10 protein-coding genes are annotated in these 16268 nt (G+C 63.6%); 7 read left to right on the forward strand and 3 right to left on the reverse strand.

Features of this window, described 5'->3' with window-relative positions:
- The first annotated feature begins 56 nt into the window (after positions 1-56).
- Positions 57-1052, forward strand: a complete 996-nt coding sequence (locus AC04SF_RS02385; RefSeq protein ID WP_095791243.1) for an ABC transporter permease — start codon at positions 57-59, stop codon at positions 1050-1052.
- A gap of 47 nt (positions 1053-1099) precedes the next feature.
- Positions 1100-2152 carry a substrate-binding domain-containing protein gene (locus AC04SF_RS02390; protein WP_488476346.1) on the forward strand — a complete coding sequence of 351 codons (1053 nt, stop codon included), beginning with the start codon at positions 1100-1102 and terminating at the stop codon, positions 2150-2152.
- Positions 2153-2218: 66 nt separating this feature from the next.
- Here AC04SF_RS02390 and AC04SF_RS02395 read toward each other — a convergent pair whose 3' ends face one another.
- On the reverse strand, positions 2219-4273 hold the full coding sequence (locus AC04SF_RS02395) for a bifunctional aldolase/short-chain dehydrogenase (RefSeq protein WP_488476347.1): 2055 nt from the start codon (positions 4271-4273) through the stop codon (positions 2219-2221).
- An 86-nt stretch (positions 4274-4359) separates the two neighbouring features.
- Positions 4360-5325, reverse strand: coding sequence for a sugar-binding transcriptional regulator (locus AC04SF_RS02400; protein WP_202350949.1), 966 nt, complete (start codon positions 5323-5325; stop codon positions 4360-4362).
- A gap of 201 nt (positions 5326-5526) precedes the next feature.
- Between AC04SF_RS02400 and AC04SF_RS02405 the strand changes: the two genes are divergently transcribed.
- From AC04SF_RS02405 to AC04SF_RS02425, 5 genes are all read left to right on the forward strand, one after another.
- Positions 5527-7167 (forward strand): acyl-CoA synthetase, encoded by a 1641-nt coding sequence (locus AC04SF_RS02405; protein ID WP_488476348.1) that lies wholly within the window; start codon positions 5527-5529, stop codon positions 7165-7167.
- Positions 7168-7545: 378 nt separating this feature from the next.
- Positions 7546-8151 (forward strand): TetR/AcrR family transcriptional regulator, encoded by a 606-nt coding sequence (locus tag AC04SF_RS02410; protein WP_096455704.1) that lies wholly within the window; start codon positions 7546-7548, stop codon positions 8149-8151.
- A gap of 48 nt (positions 8152-8199) precedes the next feature.
- Positions 8200-9342 (forward strand): efflux RND transporter periplasmic adaptor subunit, encoded by a 1143-nt coding sequence (locus AC04SF_RS02415; RefSeq protein ID WP_488476349.1) that lies wholly within the window; start codon positions 8200-8202, stop codon positions 9340-9342.
- 242 nt (positions 9343-9584) lie between these two features.
- Positions 9585-12725, forward strand: a complete 3141-nt coding sequence (locus AC04SF_RS02420) for an efflux RND transporter permease subunit (RefSeq protein WP_488476350.1) — start codon at positions 9585-9587, stop codon at positions 12723-12725.
- 186 nt (positions 12726-12911) lie between these two features.
- Positions 12912-14267 (forward strand): LLM class flavin-dependent oxidoreductase, encoded by a 1356-nt coding sequence (locus AC04SF_RS02425; RefSeq protein WP_488476351.1) that lies wholly within the window; start codon positions 12912-12914, stop codon positions 14265-14267.
- 62 nt (positions 14268-14329) lie between these two features.
- Here the strand turns inward: AC04SF_RS02425 and AC04SF_RS02430 are convergent, their stop codons facing one another.
- Positions 14330-16039: a trimethylamine N-oxide permease gene (locus tag AC04SF_RS02430; RefSeq protein WP_488476352.1), complete on the reverse strand. Its 1710-nt coding sequence runs from the start codon at positions 16037-16039 to the stop codon at positions 14330-14332.
- Between the last annotated feature and the right edge of the window lie 229 nt (positions 16040-16268).

A 16268-nucleotide genomic window follows, 5' to 3' on the forward strand; every position in this document is an offset into this window, starting at 1 on the left:
GGAGAGACTATGGGTTCGAGTTCGGTAAGAATGGCTGCGTCGCGCGGGTGCGCTGAATGACGCTGCGCGACTACGCCATCCGCTATGGCTTCATTGTCCTGTTGTTCGGGCTGGTCGCCTATTTCGCGATCGCCGCCGACGGTTTCGTCTCGCCGCAAAGTGCCGTCTTCATTTTCCAGTCGGTCGCCATCACCGGCGTGCTGGCGCTCGGCGTCACCGCCACGCTGGTCGTCGGCGGCTTCGACCTGTCGATCGGCTCGGTCGCCACGTCGGCCATGATGGCGGCTGCCTATGTCATGGTGGTGCTGGAGCAGAACGCCGTCGTCGCGGTCGTCGTCTGCTTGCTCATCGGCGCCATTGTCGGCCTGATCAATGGCTGGCTGATCGTCTATATGCGTGTGCCCGATCTCCTGGCGACGCTCGGCATGATGTTCCTGCTGGTCGGCCTGCAGCGCATCCCGACCGAAGGCCGTTCGATCGCCACCGGCATGACCATGCCGGACGGCTCGGTCGCCAATGGCAAGTTCGGCGACGCCTTCCTGGCGCTTGGCCGCCACCGCTTCGACTTCTTCATCCCGAACCTCATTCCTGTGTCGGTGGTCGTGCTGCTGGTGCTTGCCGTGCTGATCTGGTTCTTCCTCGAATACACCCGCTTCGGCCGCATGATGTATGCGGTCGGCTCCAACGAGCGCGCCGCCGAACTCGCCGGCGCGCCGGTCAAGGCATACAAGATCTGGGCCTACGTCATTTCAGGCGTCTTCGCCTCGATCGGCGGCATCTTGCTCGCCGCCCGGCTCGGGCGCGGCGACATCGCCTCGGGCAACAATCTGCTGCTCGACGCGGTCGCCGCGGCGCTGATCGGCTATGCGGTGCTCGGTGCCGCCAAGCCGAACGCGTTCGGCACCGCCGTCGGCGCGCTGTTCGTCGGCATCTTGCTACAGGGCCTGACGATGATGAACGCGCCTTATTACACGCAGGATTTCGTCAAGGGCGTGGTTCTGGTCGTCGCCCTTGTCTTCACCTTTGCCCTTTCGGGCAGGGGCAGGGGGTAGTCCGACCGGGCAGGATTTTTGGGTTCAACAAGAGTGGAGGAAAACAAGTGGACATCACAAGAAGACTTCTGGGGAAGGTGGCGCTCGGATTGGCCGGCGCAACCATGCTGATGCAGGTGCCCGCGCTGGCCGCGGACAAGCCGGCGCCGTTCGACAAGCCCGGCGTCAAGATCGCGCTGGTGCGCTATCTCTCGACCGGCGACTTCTTCCAGGCCTATCTCTCGGGCGTGGAAGCGCAGTCGAAGACGCTCGGCATCGATTTGCGCGTGCTCGACAGCCGTCAGGATGCCGCCCTTCAGTCCGACATGGTCGACCAGGCCATCGCGCTCGGCGTGCAGGGCATCATCATCCAGCACGGCCTGACGGAATCGATGAAGGATGCCGCCCAGCGCGCGGTCGACGCCGGCATCAAGGTGGTGGCGTTCGACGTCAATGTCGAAAACCCCAAGATCCCGCAGATCGAACAGTCGGACAAAGACCTTGCGCGCCTGGCGCTCGAGCAGGCGGTCAAGGACAATGGCGAGAGCTGGAACGCCGGCTACGTCTATGTCGCCGGCATCGCGCCGCTCGACCGCCGCAACGAGACCTGGGTCGACGTGAAGAAAAAATATGCCGGCATCAAGGAAGTCGCGATGTTCGGCACGCTCGACAACCCGATCGCCAACTCCGTCGCCAACCAGGCGCGTTCGGTGCTGTCGGCCCATCCCGATATCAAGGTGATGTTCGCCCCCTATGACGAGTTTGCCAAGGGCGTGAAGATCGCCGTCGACGAAGCCGGCCTGAACAAGGGCATCAAGATCTATTCGGCCGACATCTCGACCTCGGACATATCAGCGATGCGCGAGCCCGACAGCGCCTGGGCTGCGACCGCCGCGACCAACCCGGCCGTCGTCGGCCAGGTCTCGGTGCGCGCGCTGGCGCAACTGCTCGCCGGTGAAGACCCCGGCCACAACGTCATCGTGCCACCGACGCTGATCACCCAGAAGGAGCTGATCGACAAGGACATCAAGAACATGGAAGACCTGTCGGCCAAGCTGCCGCAGTTCGCCCATGCCGATGTCGCCATGCCGGCCTGGATGCCGAACCCGAACGCGAAGTAAGGTTCATCATCGCGCAAACGAAAAAGGCGGCCCGTGAGCCGCCTTTTTTGTTGTCTGCTGGAACGTTTACCGCAGCGCCGCCGCGATGTTGCCGCCGTCGACCGTCGTCACGTCGGCGGTGGTGCGTTCGGCCAGCGCATGGTGCAGGAAGGCCTGCGCCACATCCTGTGCCGTCACTTCCTGGCCGAGCAGATTGCCGGACATGTATTCCTTCTCCGACACGCCGCGCGCGCCGGAGCGGCTGGCGATCATGGCGTCGGTCAAAATGCCGGAACGGATGCGGTCGGCGTTGACGGCGTTCGAGCGGATGCCATGGGCGCCGTAGTCGAGCGCGTATTGCCTGGACAGGAACAAAGTCGCCGCCTTCGGCACGCCGTAGGCGCCGAATTTCGGGCCAGGATTGACCGCCTGCTTGGAGGTGTTGAACAACAGCACGCCGCCGGTGCCCTGTTCCAGCATGATGCGCACGGCGTTCTGCGCCACCGACTGGTGGGCGAAGAAATTGAGCTCGAAACTCTTGCGCAGCAGCGCGTCATCGAGCTCGCCGATGCGGCCTTCCCAGGCCGCGCCCGCATTGGAGACGAGAATGTCGACGCCGCCGAAGACAGCAACCGCTTTGTCGAAGGCGGCACGCACCTGTGCCGGGTCGGTGATGTCGGCGGCGACGCCGATCGAATTGTTGCCGGCTTTTTTGGCGGCATCGGCGGCCTTGTCGCCATCGAGATCGACGACGACGGCATGGGCGCCATTGTCGGCGAACAACTTGGCAGTCGCCGCACCGATCGCGCCGGCGCCGCCAGTGATCAGCACGACCTGACCGGTCAGCGGCTTCGGCTTGTTGGAGGCAAGCTTGGCCTGTTCGAGCGACCAGTATTCCAGCGGGAACAAATCGGCCTTGGACAGCGGATGGAACCGGCCGACCGCTTCGGCGCCGCGCACCGCCTCGATCCACATCTCGCCAACGTCGGAGGCGATCCTGGCATCCTTCAGCGTGCGGCCATGGCCGAACATGCCAAGCCCCGGCACCAGCGTCAGTCGCGGCATCGGGTCGAGCATGGTGCGCTTGACGTCGTCGAGCGCGTCATTGGTCTCGAAATAGGCGCGATACTCCTTGGCGAAGGCGTCGACATGGCTCTTGATCACGGCCTTGTAGTCACCGGCCTTGTCGGCATCGGGCGCCGGCACCGCCATCGGCCCGGTCTTGATGCGGATCGACAGATCCGGCGTCGACACGCCGCGTCCGGCATAGTCGGCAATCGCGGCCGAATTGATGAAATCGACAATTGCATCCGAGGTGCGGAAATCAGAGATCATGCGGTCGAAGCGGCCTTCACCACGCGCCACCGCGACGGCGCCGCGCAGCATCGGCGCGATGGAAGCCGGCGTCGCGAGTTTTGCCGGCAGCACCGCCTTGGCGGCCTTCGGCTTGGCATTCTCAGCGACATAGTCCTCGGCGACGTTCACATAGTGGATCATCCGGTCATAGGCCTGTCTGGCATCGTCGCCGAAGGTGAAGATGCCGTGCTTGTCGAGGATCAGGCCTTCGACCGAAGGGTCGGCATCGAAAACGTCGGCCGCCGCCTTGGCGAGGTCGAAGCCCGGCATGATGTAGGGCACGTAGCCCATCTTTTCGCCGAAGACCGTCTTCACCAACGGCTTCGAGTCTTCCTGGTCGACGATGGCCAGGATGGCGGTCGAATGGGTGTGGTCGACGAATTTGTGCGGCAGGAAGGCATGCAGCAGCGTCTCGACCGACGGGTTGGGCGAAGAGGGGTCGATGAGGTTCGCCCGCTGCAGCGCCACCATGTCCTCGTCGGCGAGCTTGTCCAGCGCGCGCGCCTTGAGCAGGGCGCCCATCTTGACCGCCGGCAGGCCCTGCGGCTCGATGACGGCCATGTCCCAGCCGCTGCCCTTGACGCACAGCACATCCCATTCATCGCCGACAAGGTCGGTCGCCTTGATCTTGCAGGAAGTGTTGCCGCCGCCATGCAGGACCAGCTGCGGCACGCCGCCCAAGAGCCGCGTCGTGTAGACGCGCAGCGCGAGGTCGCGGCCGACGCCTTTCTTCGCATAGTCGGCGACGAGTTTCTCGGCCGCGTCGTCGTTCCACAAATTCTTCATGTTCGCTTCGTCCAGTTGCTGTCTTGGGTGGTGAAACAGGAATGCCGCGACGCCTTGATGACAATGCGCCGGCGAAGGGTTGCTTTTCAGGATGCTTTTTGTGGTGCCGCTCCGGCATGATCGAGCAGCCGCTGCGCCATATGCGCGCCGACCACCAGATGCGTGCAAAGCCCGCCGGCGAGTGCCGCCAGCAGCGGTTCGAACTTGCTGTCCTCCTGCACCACCATCAGGCGTTTTTCGATGGCACCGAGCGAGGCGAGTTCGGCCGAAATGACCCGGCGGTTGTAGCTGCAGTCGAGCGCCTCGCCCCTGGCGTCGATGATCTGTCCGGCGATCACACCGGCGGCACCGATGCCGCGCAGGGCGGCCATTTCGTCCGGGTTCAGCGCGCCGCATTTGACGACATGGCTGTCGGCGTCGACGGTGCCGACCGAAAAAAGCGCGAGATTGCAATCGCTGATGCCGGCCAACTGCTCACGGATCACCGGCTCGGCGCGCAGCGCACGCGCCAGTTCTTCGGTCGACAGCACCAGCGGCGCGTAGAAATTGAGCCCCTTGGCGTTGAGCCGGCGCGCGATTTCCATGGTGCACTGGTCTGGCCGATAGGAGTAGGGCGCGCCGAGATTGCCGCAGAGCTGGACCACCGTGACATCCTGCAGGTCGGCATAGGACATGATGTCGGCGATCATGTAGACGGTGCGACCCCAGGCGACGCCGATGCGGTCGCCCTTCTTGACCAGTTCGAGAAAGACGCTCGCCGCCAGCACGGCGATATCCGTAGACGGGTCGGGGATATGGCCGTTCTCCGGCGCGATCCAGACCGCGTCGAGTTTCAAGGCGTCCTCGAGTTTGCGTGCCATCACGTCGTCGGTGAACAGCTGGGTCGAGGTCGAGATGTTGACGATGCCGGTCTCGCGCGCCTTGCGCAGATACATCGCCACCGAAGCACGCGAAATGTTAAGCTGGCTTGCAACCTGGTCCTGCCGCAGGCCATGCGCATAATAGAGCCAGGCGGCTTTGTGAATGATTTGTTCTGCCGGTCGGATCGCCATGCCGCCTCCTCGGCTGACATTAGTCACGGCTCTCGACAAAAGTCAAATTTGGATGTGTGAGCGCGATCGCCTCTCGGCAAGGTGCATCCGGGATCGCCATTCTACAAAGCCTGGATAGCATAGTATTTTCGGCCATTCAGGGGGATGGCCTGACGCGAGACCTAAGGTTAGAAAGCTCGAAAGGACTTTGGGGAGAACGGGATGGGCAACCCTTACGAACAGGATCTGGACAGGAACGCGGCCAACCATCAGCCGCTGACGCCGCTCACCTATCTGGAACGCGCGGCAAAGACCTATCCCGACCACATCGCCATCGTCCATGGAAGCCAGCGCATCTCCTATCGTGATTTCTGGCGCCGCTCGCTGAAGCTTGCCTCGGCGCTGCAAAAGCGCGGCATCGGCAAGGGCGACACGGTCACCGTCATGCTGTCGAACACGCCGCCGATGCTGGAGGCGCATTTCGGCGTGCCGATGACCAAGGCGGTGCTGCACTCACTCAACACGCGGCTCGATGCCGCGGTCATCGCTTTCCAGCTCGACCATGCCGAAACCAAGGTGCTGATCGTCGACCGTGAATTCTCCGGCGTTGTCCGGCAGGCGCTCGATCTGGCCAAGGTCAAGCCTCTGGTCATCGACTTTGACGATCCCGACTACGCCGCCGACGCACCCTATCCGAAGGGGCAACGGATCGGCGCGCTCGATTACGAGGATTTTGTCGCCGGCGGCGACGAGGATTTTGCCTGGTCGATGCCCGACGACGAATGGGACGCCATCTCGCTCAACTACACCTCGGGCACGACGGGCAATCCGAAAGGCGTCGTCTATCACCATCGCGGTGCCGCCCTGATGGCCTATACCAACACCATCCATGCCGGCATGGCCAAGCACGCCGTCTATCTCTGGACGCTGCCCATGTTCCACTGCAACGGCTGGTGTTTTCCCTGGACGCTGGCCGTCCAGGCCGGCACCCATGTCTGCCTGCGCTGGGTGCGGCCGAAGCCGATCTACGACGCCATCGCCGACCATGGCGTCACCCATCTCTGCGGCGCGCCGGTCGTGATGTCGGTGCTCATCAACGCCCGGGATGAGGACAAGCGAACGTTCGCGCAGACCGTGACCTTCAACACCGCGGCCGCGCCGCCGCCGGAAGCCGTGCTGTCGGGGATGGCCGACGCCGGCTTTGCCGTCACCCATCTCTATGGCCTGACCGAAACCTATGGCCCGGCGGTGGTCAACGAATGGCATGGCGAATGGGACAGTCTCGCAAAGGGCGAGCGCAGCGCCAAGAAGGCAAGGCAGGGCGTGCGCTACGCCGCGCTCGAAGGCCTGACCGTCATGGACCCCGAAACGATGCAGGCGACGCCGGCCGACGGCGAAACCATCGGCGAGGTCATGTTCCGCGGCAACATCGTCATGAAGGGCTATCTGAAAAACCGCAAAGCCAGCGACGAAGCCTTCGCCGGCGGCTGGTTCCATTCCGGCGATCTCGGCGTCATGCATCCCGACGGCTACATCCAACTCAAGGACCGCTCCAAGGACATCATCATCTCGGGCGGCGAGAACATTTCCTCGATCGAGGTCGAGGACGCGCTCTACAAACATCCGTCCGTTGCTTCTTGCGGCGTGGTGGCACGCCATGACGACAAATGGGGCGAGGTGCCGGTTGCCTATGTCGAGCTGAAGCCGGGCAAGGCGGCGACCGAGGCCGAGATCATCGAGCACTGCCGCACGCTGCTTGCCCGCTTCAAAGTGCCGAAAGCGGTGATTTTCGCCGAAATACCGAAGACGTCGACGGGCAAGATCCAGAAGTTCCGGCTGCGGGAAATGGCGAAGGGTACCTAACCTCGTCATCCTGCGGTGGAGCAGTCGCGAAGCGACGTCGCGGAAACCCTGGGATCCATGCCGCGACCTCGCGGCGGTGCTCCAGCGGTCGAGAATGGTTCGCCGCTTAGGGGCGTAAACCATTGATTAACCAGGTTCTTGACCGAAGTCCCGAAATGGGTCCTAGGGATCTGCGCCGGGTCGCTACGCTCCTTGCTTCGCTCTAGGATGACGAACTCACCGGAGCCAGTCGCCAATCGCGAGGCCAGTTGTCGCGCCCGCCCACTGTCACCATCTGTCACCAATTATACGCGTACGTCGATTTCGCGTTGACATCCCGCCTTCTTCAATTTACGACTGACGAAAATTGAAATTCGTCACTTGTCAAACGAAAGAGCTATGTCCGAAGCCGCCAACATAGTGGTCGATGCCGCCAGGCAGGAGAATGTGACGCGCATTCTCGACTGCGCCGAGCGCCTGTTCCGACACTATGGCTACGGCAAGACCAATGTTGCCGACATTGCGCGCGACCTCGGCATGTCGCCGGCCAACATCTACCGTTTCTTCGCCTCCAAGGTCGAAATCCACCAGGCGGTCTGCGGCCGGATGCTCGGCGCCAGCTACAAGATGGCCTACGAGATCATGCACCTGCCGATCAGCGCGGAGGAGCGGCTGCGGCGCTACATTCACGCCCAGTACAAGATGACGCTCGAGACCATGCTCGATGAGCAAAAGGTCCATGAGATGGTCATTGTCGCGCTCGAACGCGACTGGGGCGTCATCGACAAGCACGTCAACAGCATCCACGACCTGTTCGCCGAGGTGATCCGCGAGGGCGTCGAGACCGGCGAGTTCAGGCAGCAGGATCACGAAGTTGCCTCGCGCTGCTTCGGCGCCGCCACCGTCATTCTCTGCCACCCGCAGATGGTGGCGCAGTGCCTTGCCAAGACCAACCGGGCAATGCCCGACGAACTTATCGACTACGCCATCAGAGCCTTGAAATAGCCGCCGGTCGCCGGTGTCGACAGTCCGCCTCCAGTCGGGAGTACCACGATGTCTTTGTCCCATTCCATCATCCGCCGGTTGCCGGTCGCGGGCTTGGTCGTTGCAGGGCTCACGCTTGCCGGCTGCAGCCAGGAGAAGGCCGAGGTCAAGGAGATCATCCGCCCGGTCAAGGTCGTCGAGATCGCCCAGGCGCATGACACCCGCATGCTCTCCTATTCCGGCTCGGTGCGTGCCCGCACCGAAAGCGCCCTGGCTTTCCGCGTCAACGGCAAGATCACCGAGCGTCTGGTCGATATCGGCCAGCATGTGGCGCCGGGCGATGTGCTCGCCCGCATCGATCCCACCGACTACGACCTCTCGGTCAAGAGCGCGCAGGCAGCCCTCGATGCCGCCGAGCGGCAGGTCGAGACGACGGAGCTTGCGCGCAAGCGCGCCGAACAACTCTTCGCCAAGAATTTTTCACCGAAATCGCAGCTCGAACAGGCGACGCTGACCTATGACCAGGCGGTCGCCACACGCGACTCCGCCCGCTCGTCGCTCGACCAGGCCAAGAACCAGGTCGGCTATACCGATCTCAAGGCCGACAGGGACGGCATCGTCACCGCGGTCAACGCCGATGTCGGCCAGGTGGTCGGCTCCGGCACGCCTGTGGTCACCGTTGCTGTCGACGGCGAAAAGGAAGTGCTGATCGCGGTGCCGGAAATGGAGATCGCCGAGTTCAAGCCGGGCAAGTCAGTCAAGGCCGGCTTCTGGTCCGACACCACGCTGACGCTCGACGGCAAGGTCCGTGAGGTCGCAGGCAGCGCCGATGCGCAGTCGCGCACCTTCGCCGTCCGTGTCAGCCTGCCCAACGACCAGCGCGTGCTGCTCGGCATGACCGCCAATATCGAGGCCTCGGCCGCCAACGAAAAGCAGCTCGTATCGATCCCGCTGAGCGCGTTGGCGAAGCAGGACAGCCAATCGATCGTCTGGACCGTCGATCGTGGTGCCGACACCGTTCATGCCCGCCCGGTCAAGGTCGCCGAGTTCGCCGCCGATGGCGTGCGTGTCGCCGAAGGATTGAGGCCCGGCGATATCGTGGTCGCCGCCGGCACGCAGTTCATGACCGAGAATCTGAAGGTGAAGCTCGCCGGAGGCGTGGCGCAGCAATCCGCCTCCGCCGAGGGCGAAGACGCCAGCCGGCTGCGCTGACGACAGACAGGTCGGCCGCGCGTTCCCGCGGCCGCAGGTTTCCGGGCGGCGAGCGCCCCGAAGGTCGAGACGTCAAGGGCCCGATGTACCCCCGCATCGATCCTAGCGTCCCACCGCGATGAGTGTCTCTCCACTTGGAAGGCCTCGCCGCCCGGAAGCCAGATCGAAGATGATTTCGTTTCGCGCGCCGCGCTTCTCCGAAGCATCAGGCGCCGGCAACCAAGTAAAGTGGACCAGCACCGATGACGACCTCCACTGAAGAAAAGCGGCCCTTCAACCTATCACGCTGGGCGATCGGCCATCCCTCCATCGCGCGCTTCCTGTTCGGGCTGATCATCATCGCCGGTGCGCTCGGCCTGATGCGCATGGGCCAGAAGGAAGACCCCGACTTCACCTTCCGGGTCATGGTCGTGCAAGCGATCTGGCCGGGCTCTTCGATCCAGGAAATGGAAGATCAGGTCGTCAACAAGATCGAGCGCAAGCTGCAGGAAACGCCACATCTCGACTTCGTGCGCTCCTTCACCCGCGCCGGCAGCGCCATCATCACCGTCCAGATCAAGGGCGACACCAATGCCGCCGAGGTGACGGACGCCTTCTATCAGGTGCGCAAGAAGGTCGGCGACATCTCCGGCGACCTGCCGCAAGGCCTGCTCGGCCCGTATTTCAACGATGAGTTCGGCGATACCTTCATCACGCTCCATTCGATCAGCGGTGATGGCTTCTCCTATCCAGAGCTGAAGAAGTTCGCCATCCAGGCGCGCGATATGCTGTTGACGACGCCCGGCGTCGAGAAGGCCGTCATCATCGGCGACCAGCCGGAAAAGCTCTATATCGACGTCTCGTCCAAGGCACTGGCCGAGCGCGGCCTGACGCTGACCGACCTGCAGAACGCGATCAAGGGCCAGAACAATGTCGATCCGGCCGGTGCCGTCGACACCGGCGTCAATTCGGTGCGCATCTCCGTCGAAGGCGACGTCACCAAGGCTGCCGATATCAGGGAATTGCGCCTGCGTGCCGGTGGTCAGGTCACCCGTCTCGGCGACATCGCCACCGTGACCTCGGGTCTCGAAGATCCCTTCCAGCGCAAATACCGCTTCAACGGTCATGACAGCGTGCAGCTTGGCGTCGTCATGGCCAAGGGCTTCAAGGTCACCGACGTCGGCAAGGATGTCGAGGCGACCTACAAGCGCTTCGAGGAGGCGCTGCCCTATGGCGTGTCGGTCGACCAGATTTCCGACCAGCCGGGTGTCGTCACCGATGCGGTGGCCGAATTCATGCATGCGCTCGGTGAAGCGCTGCTGATCGTGCTTGTCGTCTCGTTCCTGTCGATCGGCTGGCGTTCGGGCCTGGTCATTGCCATCGCCATTCCGCTGGTTCTGGCCGCCACGTTCGCCATCATGTACGAGCTCGGCATCGACCTGCAGCGCATTTCGCTGGGCGCCCTGATCATCGCGCTCGGCCTGCTTGTCGACGACGCCATGATCGTCGTCGAGATGATGGAGCGCAAGCTGGAGGAGGGGCTGGTCAAGATCGAGGCCGCGAGCTTCGCCTATACATCGACCGCTTTCCCGATGCTGACCGGCACGCTGATCACCACCGCCGGCTTCATCCCGGTCGGCTTCGCTGCCTCGACCGCCGGCGAATATGTGCGCACCCTGTTCTATGTCGTCGGCATCGCGCTGATCGTGTCGTGGTTTGTCGCGGTCTATTTCACGCCGTGGCTTGGGCATATGATCCTCAAGCAGCGCAAGCATGCCGGCACCCATCACGATGCCTTCGACACGCGCTTCTACCGTCGGCTGCGCTCGACCGTCGGCTGGGCGGTGCGCCATCGCATCATCGTGCTTGTGATGACGCTGGTGACCTTCGGCACCAGCCTGTGGGCGTTCCAGTTCATCCCGCAGAACTTCTTCCCGCAATCGTCACGGCCGGAAATCCTCGTCGACCTCTGGCTGCCGGAAGGCACCAGCATCAAGGAGGTCGAGGCACAGGCCAAGGCGCTCGAAACCAAGATGATGGACGACAAGGACAAGCGCTTCATCGCCACCTATATCGGCGAAGGCGCGCCGCGCTTCTTCCTGCCGCTCGACCAGCAGCTCACCAATCCGAACTTCGCCCAGATGCTGGTGATGGCCAATGACGAGCCGGCGCGCGAGCGGCTGATCGTCAAGCTGCGTACCGTTCTGGCCGAGGATTTCCCCTCGGTCCGCGCCAAGGTCGACCGCCTGTTCCTCGGGCCACCGACCGGCTGGCCGGTGCAGATGCGCGTCATGGGCCCCGATCGCCAGGAGGTGCGCCGCATTGCCGATCAGGTGAAGGCGAAGTTCCAGCAGAATCCGCTGCTCGGCGCCGTGCATGACGACTGGCTCGAACCCGTGCCGGCGATGAAGCTGGTGATCGACCAGGATCGTGCCCGGGCGCTCGGCGTCACCTCGCAGCGCATCCGCCAGATGCTGCAGGCAACCATGTCCGGCGCGCCGCTCGACAACTTCCGCGACGGCGAAGAGACGGTCTCGATCGTCGCTCGCGAGCCGGACGCCAGCCGCAGCCTGCTGTCCTCGGTCGACTCGGTCTATATCCCGACCGATTTCGGCGGCTTCGTGCCGCTGTCGCAGGTGGCCAAGGTGGTGCCTGTGCTGGAGCAAGGCATCGAGTGGCGCCGCGACCGACTGCCGACCATTAGCGTGCGGGCAACGTTGCCCGACGGTGTGCAGTCCAACGATGTCGTCACCAAGATGTACAAGGACATCCAGGGGCTGCGCGATGGCCTGGCGCCCGGCTACAAGATCGAGATCCAGGGCGGCGCCGAGGATTCGGCCGAAAGCCAGGCGTCCATCGCCGCCAAGGCGCCGATCATGCTGGCCATCATCGTCGTGCTCCTGATGATCCAGCTGCAGAATTTCGGCAAGGCGATGCTGGTGCTGGCAACCGGTCCGCTCGGCATCATCGGGGCGGCCGCCGCCCTTCTGATCAGCGGCGCACCGTTCGGCTTCGTCGCCATTCTCGGCGTCATCGCACTGCTCGGCATCATCATGCGCAACTCGATCATCCTGGTCGACCAGATCGACCAGGACATCGCCAGGGGCATGGAGCGCTCGGAGGCCATCATCGGCTCGGCCGTGCGCCGTTTCCGGCCGATCGTGCTGACGGCGATGACGGCGGTGCTGGCACTGATCCCGATCTCGCGCGCCGTGTTCTGGGGCCCGCTTGCCTACGCCATGATGGGCGGCATCGTGGTCGCCACCGTGCTGACCATCCTGGTGCTGCCGGCCGGCTACGCCCTGTTCTTCGGCCGCGAGCCGAAGAAGGTGGTGAACAGCGAGCAGGCGCCCGAACCGGAGCTGGCCGCCGAGCGGCCGCAACTGGCCCTGGCCGCGGAATAGAGCGGCTTTATCGCATCATCCGCCGCCGATGGCGGGTGATGCGGCGTGACGGCTGATCCGTCATGCCGACGAAAATGCTCCCCGATGCCGGTTTTGCAAAACAGAATTCCTTCCCAGCACCGCAAAGCGGTCCCATCCTGCGCTACACTGGAGCGGTAACGCTCGTCCTCATCAGGGTGTCTTCCCATGGCAGAAAAAAAGCAGTTGCGGCTCGGTGCCTTCATGCGCCCGGTCAGCTTGCACACCGGCGCCTGGCGCTATCCCGACGCCTATCCCGACGCCAACTTCAACTTCGCGCATCTGAAGCGCTTCGCGCAGACGCTTGAGGCGGCGAAGTTCGACGCCTTCTTCATGGCCGACCATCTGGCCGTGCTCAACATGCCGATCGAGGCGCTACGGCGCAGCCACACGGTGACCTCGTTCGAGCCGTTCACGCTCTTGTCGGCGCTTGCTGCCGTCACCGACCATATCGGGCTGGTCGCCACCGCATCGACGACATTCGATGCGCCCTATCACATCGCCCGGCGCTTTGCCTCGCTCGACCATATCAGCGGCGGCCGCGCCGGCTGGAACATCGTCACCACGTCCAATCCCGATGCGGCGCTGAACTTCGGGCTGGACGAACATGTCGAGCATGACGATCGCTATCACCGGGCGCGGGAATTCTATGATGTCGTGACCGGCCTGTGGGACAGTTTTGCCGACGACGCCTTCATCCGCGACGCTGAAAGCGGGCTCTATTTCGATCCGGCCAAATTGCATGTGCTGGACCACAAGGGCGAGCACCTCTCGGTGCGCGGCCCGCTCAACATAGCCCGGCCGGTACAGGGCTGGCCGGTCATCGTCCAGGCCGGCGCGTCGGAAGCCGGACGGCAGCTGGCCGCTGAAACGGCCGAGGTGATTTTCGCCGCCCATGGCGATCTCGCCGCCGGGCAGCGCTTCTTTGCCGACGTCAAGGGCAGGGCCCAAAAACTCGGCCGTTCGCGCGACGACATCAAGATCCTGCCTGGTGCTTTCGTCATTGTCGGCGACAGTGTCGAGGACGCACGGGCCAAGCGGGCGAAGCTCGACAGCCTGGTCTATTACGAGAGCGGTATTGCCTCGCTGTCGATCGCGCTTGGACATGACGCGTCGGCCTTCGATCCCGACGCCGCCTTGCCTGAGATACCGGAGACCAATGCCTCCAAGAGCAGCCGCGAGCGCGTCATCGAGCTCGCCCGGAATGAAAATCTGACGGTGCGCCAGCTTGCCCAGCGGCTGGGCGGCTATTCCGGCCTGGCCTTCGTCGGCACGCCGCAAACCATCGCCGACGAGATGGAGGAATGGCTGGTCACCGAGGGATCGGACGGCTTCAACATCATGTTTCCCTATCTGCCCGCCGGGCTCGACGATTTCGTCGAGAAGGTGGCGCCCGAGCTGCAGCGGCGCGGCATCTTCAGGCGGCAATATGAGGGATCGACGCTGCGCGAGAATCTCGGCCTGAAGCGGCCACCCAACCAGTTCTTCGAAGGCTCCCAAGCGGCCATTCGCAAGGCCGGCTGACGTCTCGGCGCAAAAAAGAAACGGGCGCGCCGAAGCGCGCCCGTTATCATCGGTTGGCGGTGTCAGATGACAAAGTACCAGTTGGCGATCAGCATCACCGCCACGCCGGCGACCAGCGTCAGATAGGGCAGCATGCCCGCTTTTTTGACCGACAGGTCAGCTCCCGTCATGCCGAGATCGGCCAGCATGTGGTCGGGGAATTTGCCCTTGTCCTGGATGTAGTGGCGGAAGCAGAACACCGGGATGATCAGCGCCGCGGTGATCAGCCCGGCCCACAGCGCCATCGGGTTCCACACCTTGGCGCCGGCGCCCATGAACATCGCATTGACATAGGCGAAGATCGCCCCGATCCCCAAGAGCCAGCTCGGCGCGCGCCAGGGTCGCGCAATATGGCCATTGTCGATGCGGTGGATCCAGCCGGCGTTGAGGTTGAGGAAGTTGAAGATGATGTAGCCGCAGTTCGACACGGCGAGGATGAAGAAGAAGCTCGTCGCGTCGGCCGAGGCGATGGCCAGCACGATCAGGTTGAAGCAGAGGTCAGTCCACATCGCCCGCGTCGGCGCGCCATGCTCGTTGACGTGGCTGAGATAGCGCGGCAGCCAGCCATCGACCGAGCCCTGGTAGAGCGTGCGCGAGGAGCCGGCCATCGCCGTCATGATGCACAGCACCAGCGCAAGGATCATCAGCATCACCAAGAGGCTGTGGATGATCTTGCCGCCGCCGACCATGCCGGCTAGCGCGTCCGCCACGCCGGAACCATCGACGATCGGCGTCGCCAGCATGCCGTTGAGGCCCAGCACGCCCTGGAAGGTGAAGGGCACCAGGATGAACAACAGCATGCAGAGCAGGCCGGAATAGAAGATGGCCTTGAAGGTGTCGGTACCGGGGTTCTTGAACTCCGAGGTATAGCAGACGGCGGTCTCGAAGCCGTAGGTCGACCAGGCGGCGATGAACATGCCACCGAGCACCAGCGTCCAGCCGGCGATGTTCCAGGCGCCGGGGTCCGGCGCATAGGCGGCGGCCAGCGGCACCAGCGGCGAGAAGTTGGCCCAGTTGATCTGCCCGGTGAAGATCGGCACGACGCCGACGATCAGCATCGGGATGATGACCAGCAGGCCGATATATTTCTGCACATTGGCGGTGCCGAGGATGCCGCGATGCTGGATCGAGAAGATTATCAGCATCAGCACCGCGCCGATGAAGAAGGTCGCATTGAAGGTGAAGGAGACCGGACCCAACGTGTGGCTGTACAGCGTCCAGTTGCGGATCGCCGGTGTCGCGGCGGTCGTCACCGCGGCAATCGCGTCGGCGGGCGCCGTCCCGGCATGCGCAGCGATATAGGCAACGACTTCCGCCGAGGTCTCGGTGAACAGCGGCACCGGCGCCAGCGCGTTGAGGATATAGGCGGCGGCGATCGAGCAGCCGAGCGACAGCACCGGTGACCAGGCGAACCAGTTGCACCATACCGACAGCGGCGCGATGAATTTGGAGTAGCGCAGCCAGGCGGTGGCGCCATAGATCGACGCGCCGCCCGACTTGTTCGGGAACAGGCCGGCGATCTCGGCATAGGTGAAGGATTGCAGGAAGCCCATGATCATGGACACCGTCCAGATCAGGAAGGCCAGCGTCCCCGTCGTGCCGGCGATGCCGCCGATCGAAAACAGGACCAGCGCCGGAACGCCGCTTGCCACCCAGAAGGCGCCGCGCCAGTCGATATGCCTGAGCAGCTTGCTTTCGGCAGGCTGCTCGAGGGCCGTGCTTATGGTGCTCATGTCAGTGACTTCCCCTTTTTTAAGTGTTCCCCGCCGGCGATGCCTCGGCTTTGCGAAGCTTGCTCCCCGGCCAATGATCTCGACCGACGTGTTTCCACTCAGTCGTATTTTTTTCTTAGGAGTGAAGATTGATCCGGCGCGCTTTCACGTCAAGCGTTTTGTGGCGTCGTGCACATCACGCTTGCGCGCGCACGCTCTTCCCTTCTCCCCTTGAGGGAGAAGGTGGCCT

It is taken from the genome of Mesorhizobium sp. CNPSo 4671 (assembly GCF_057784245.1).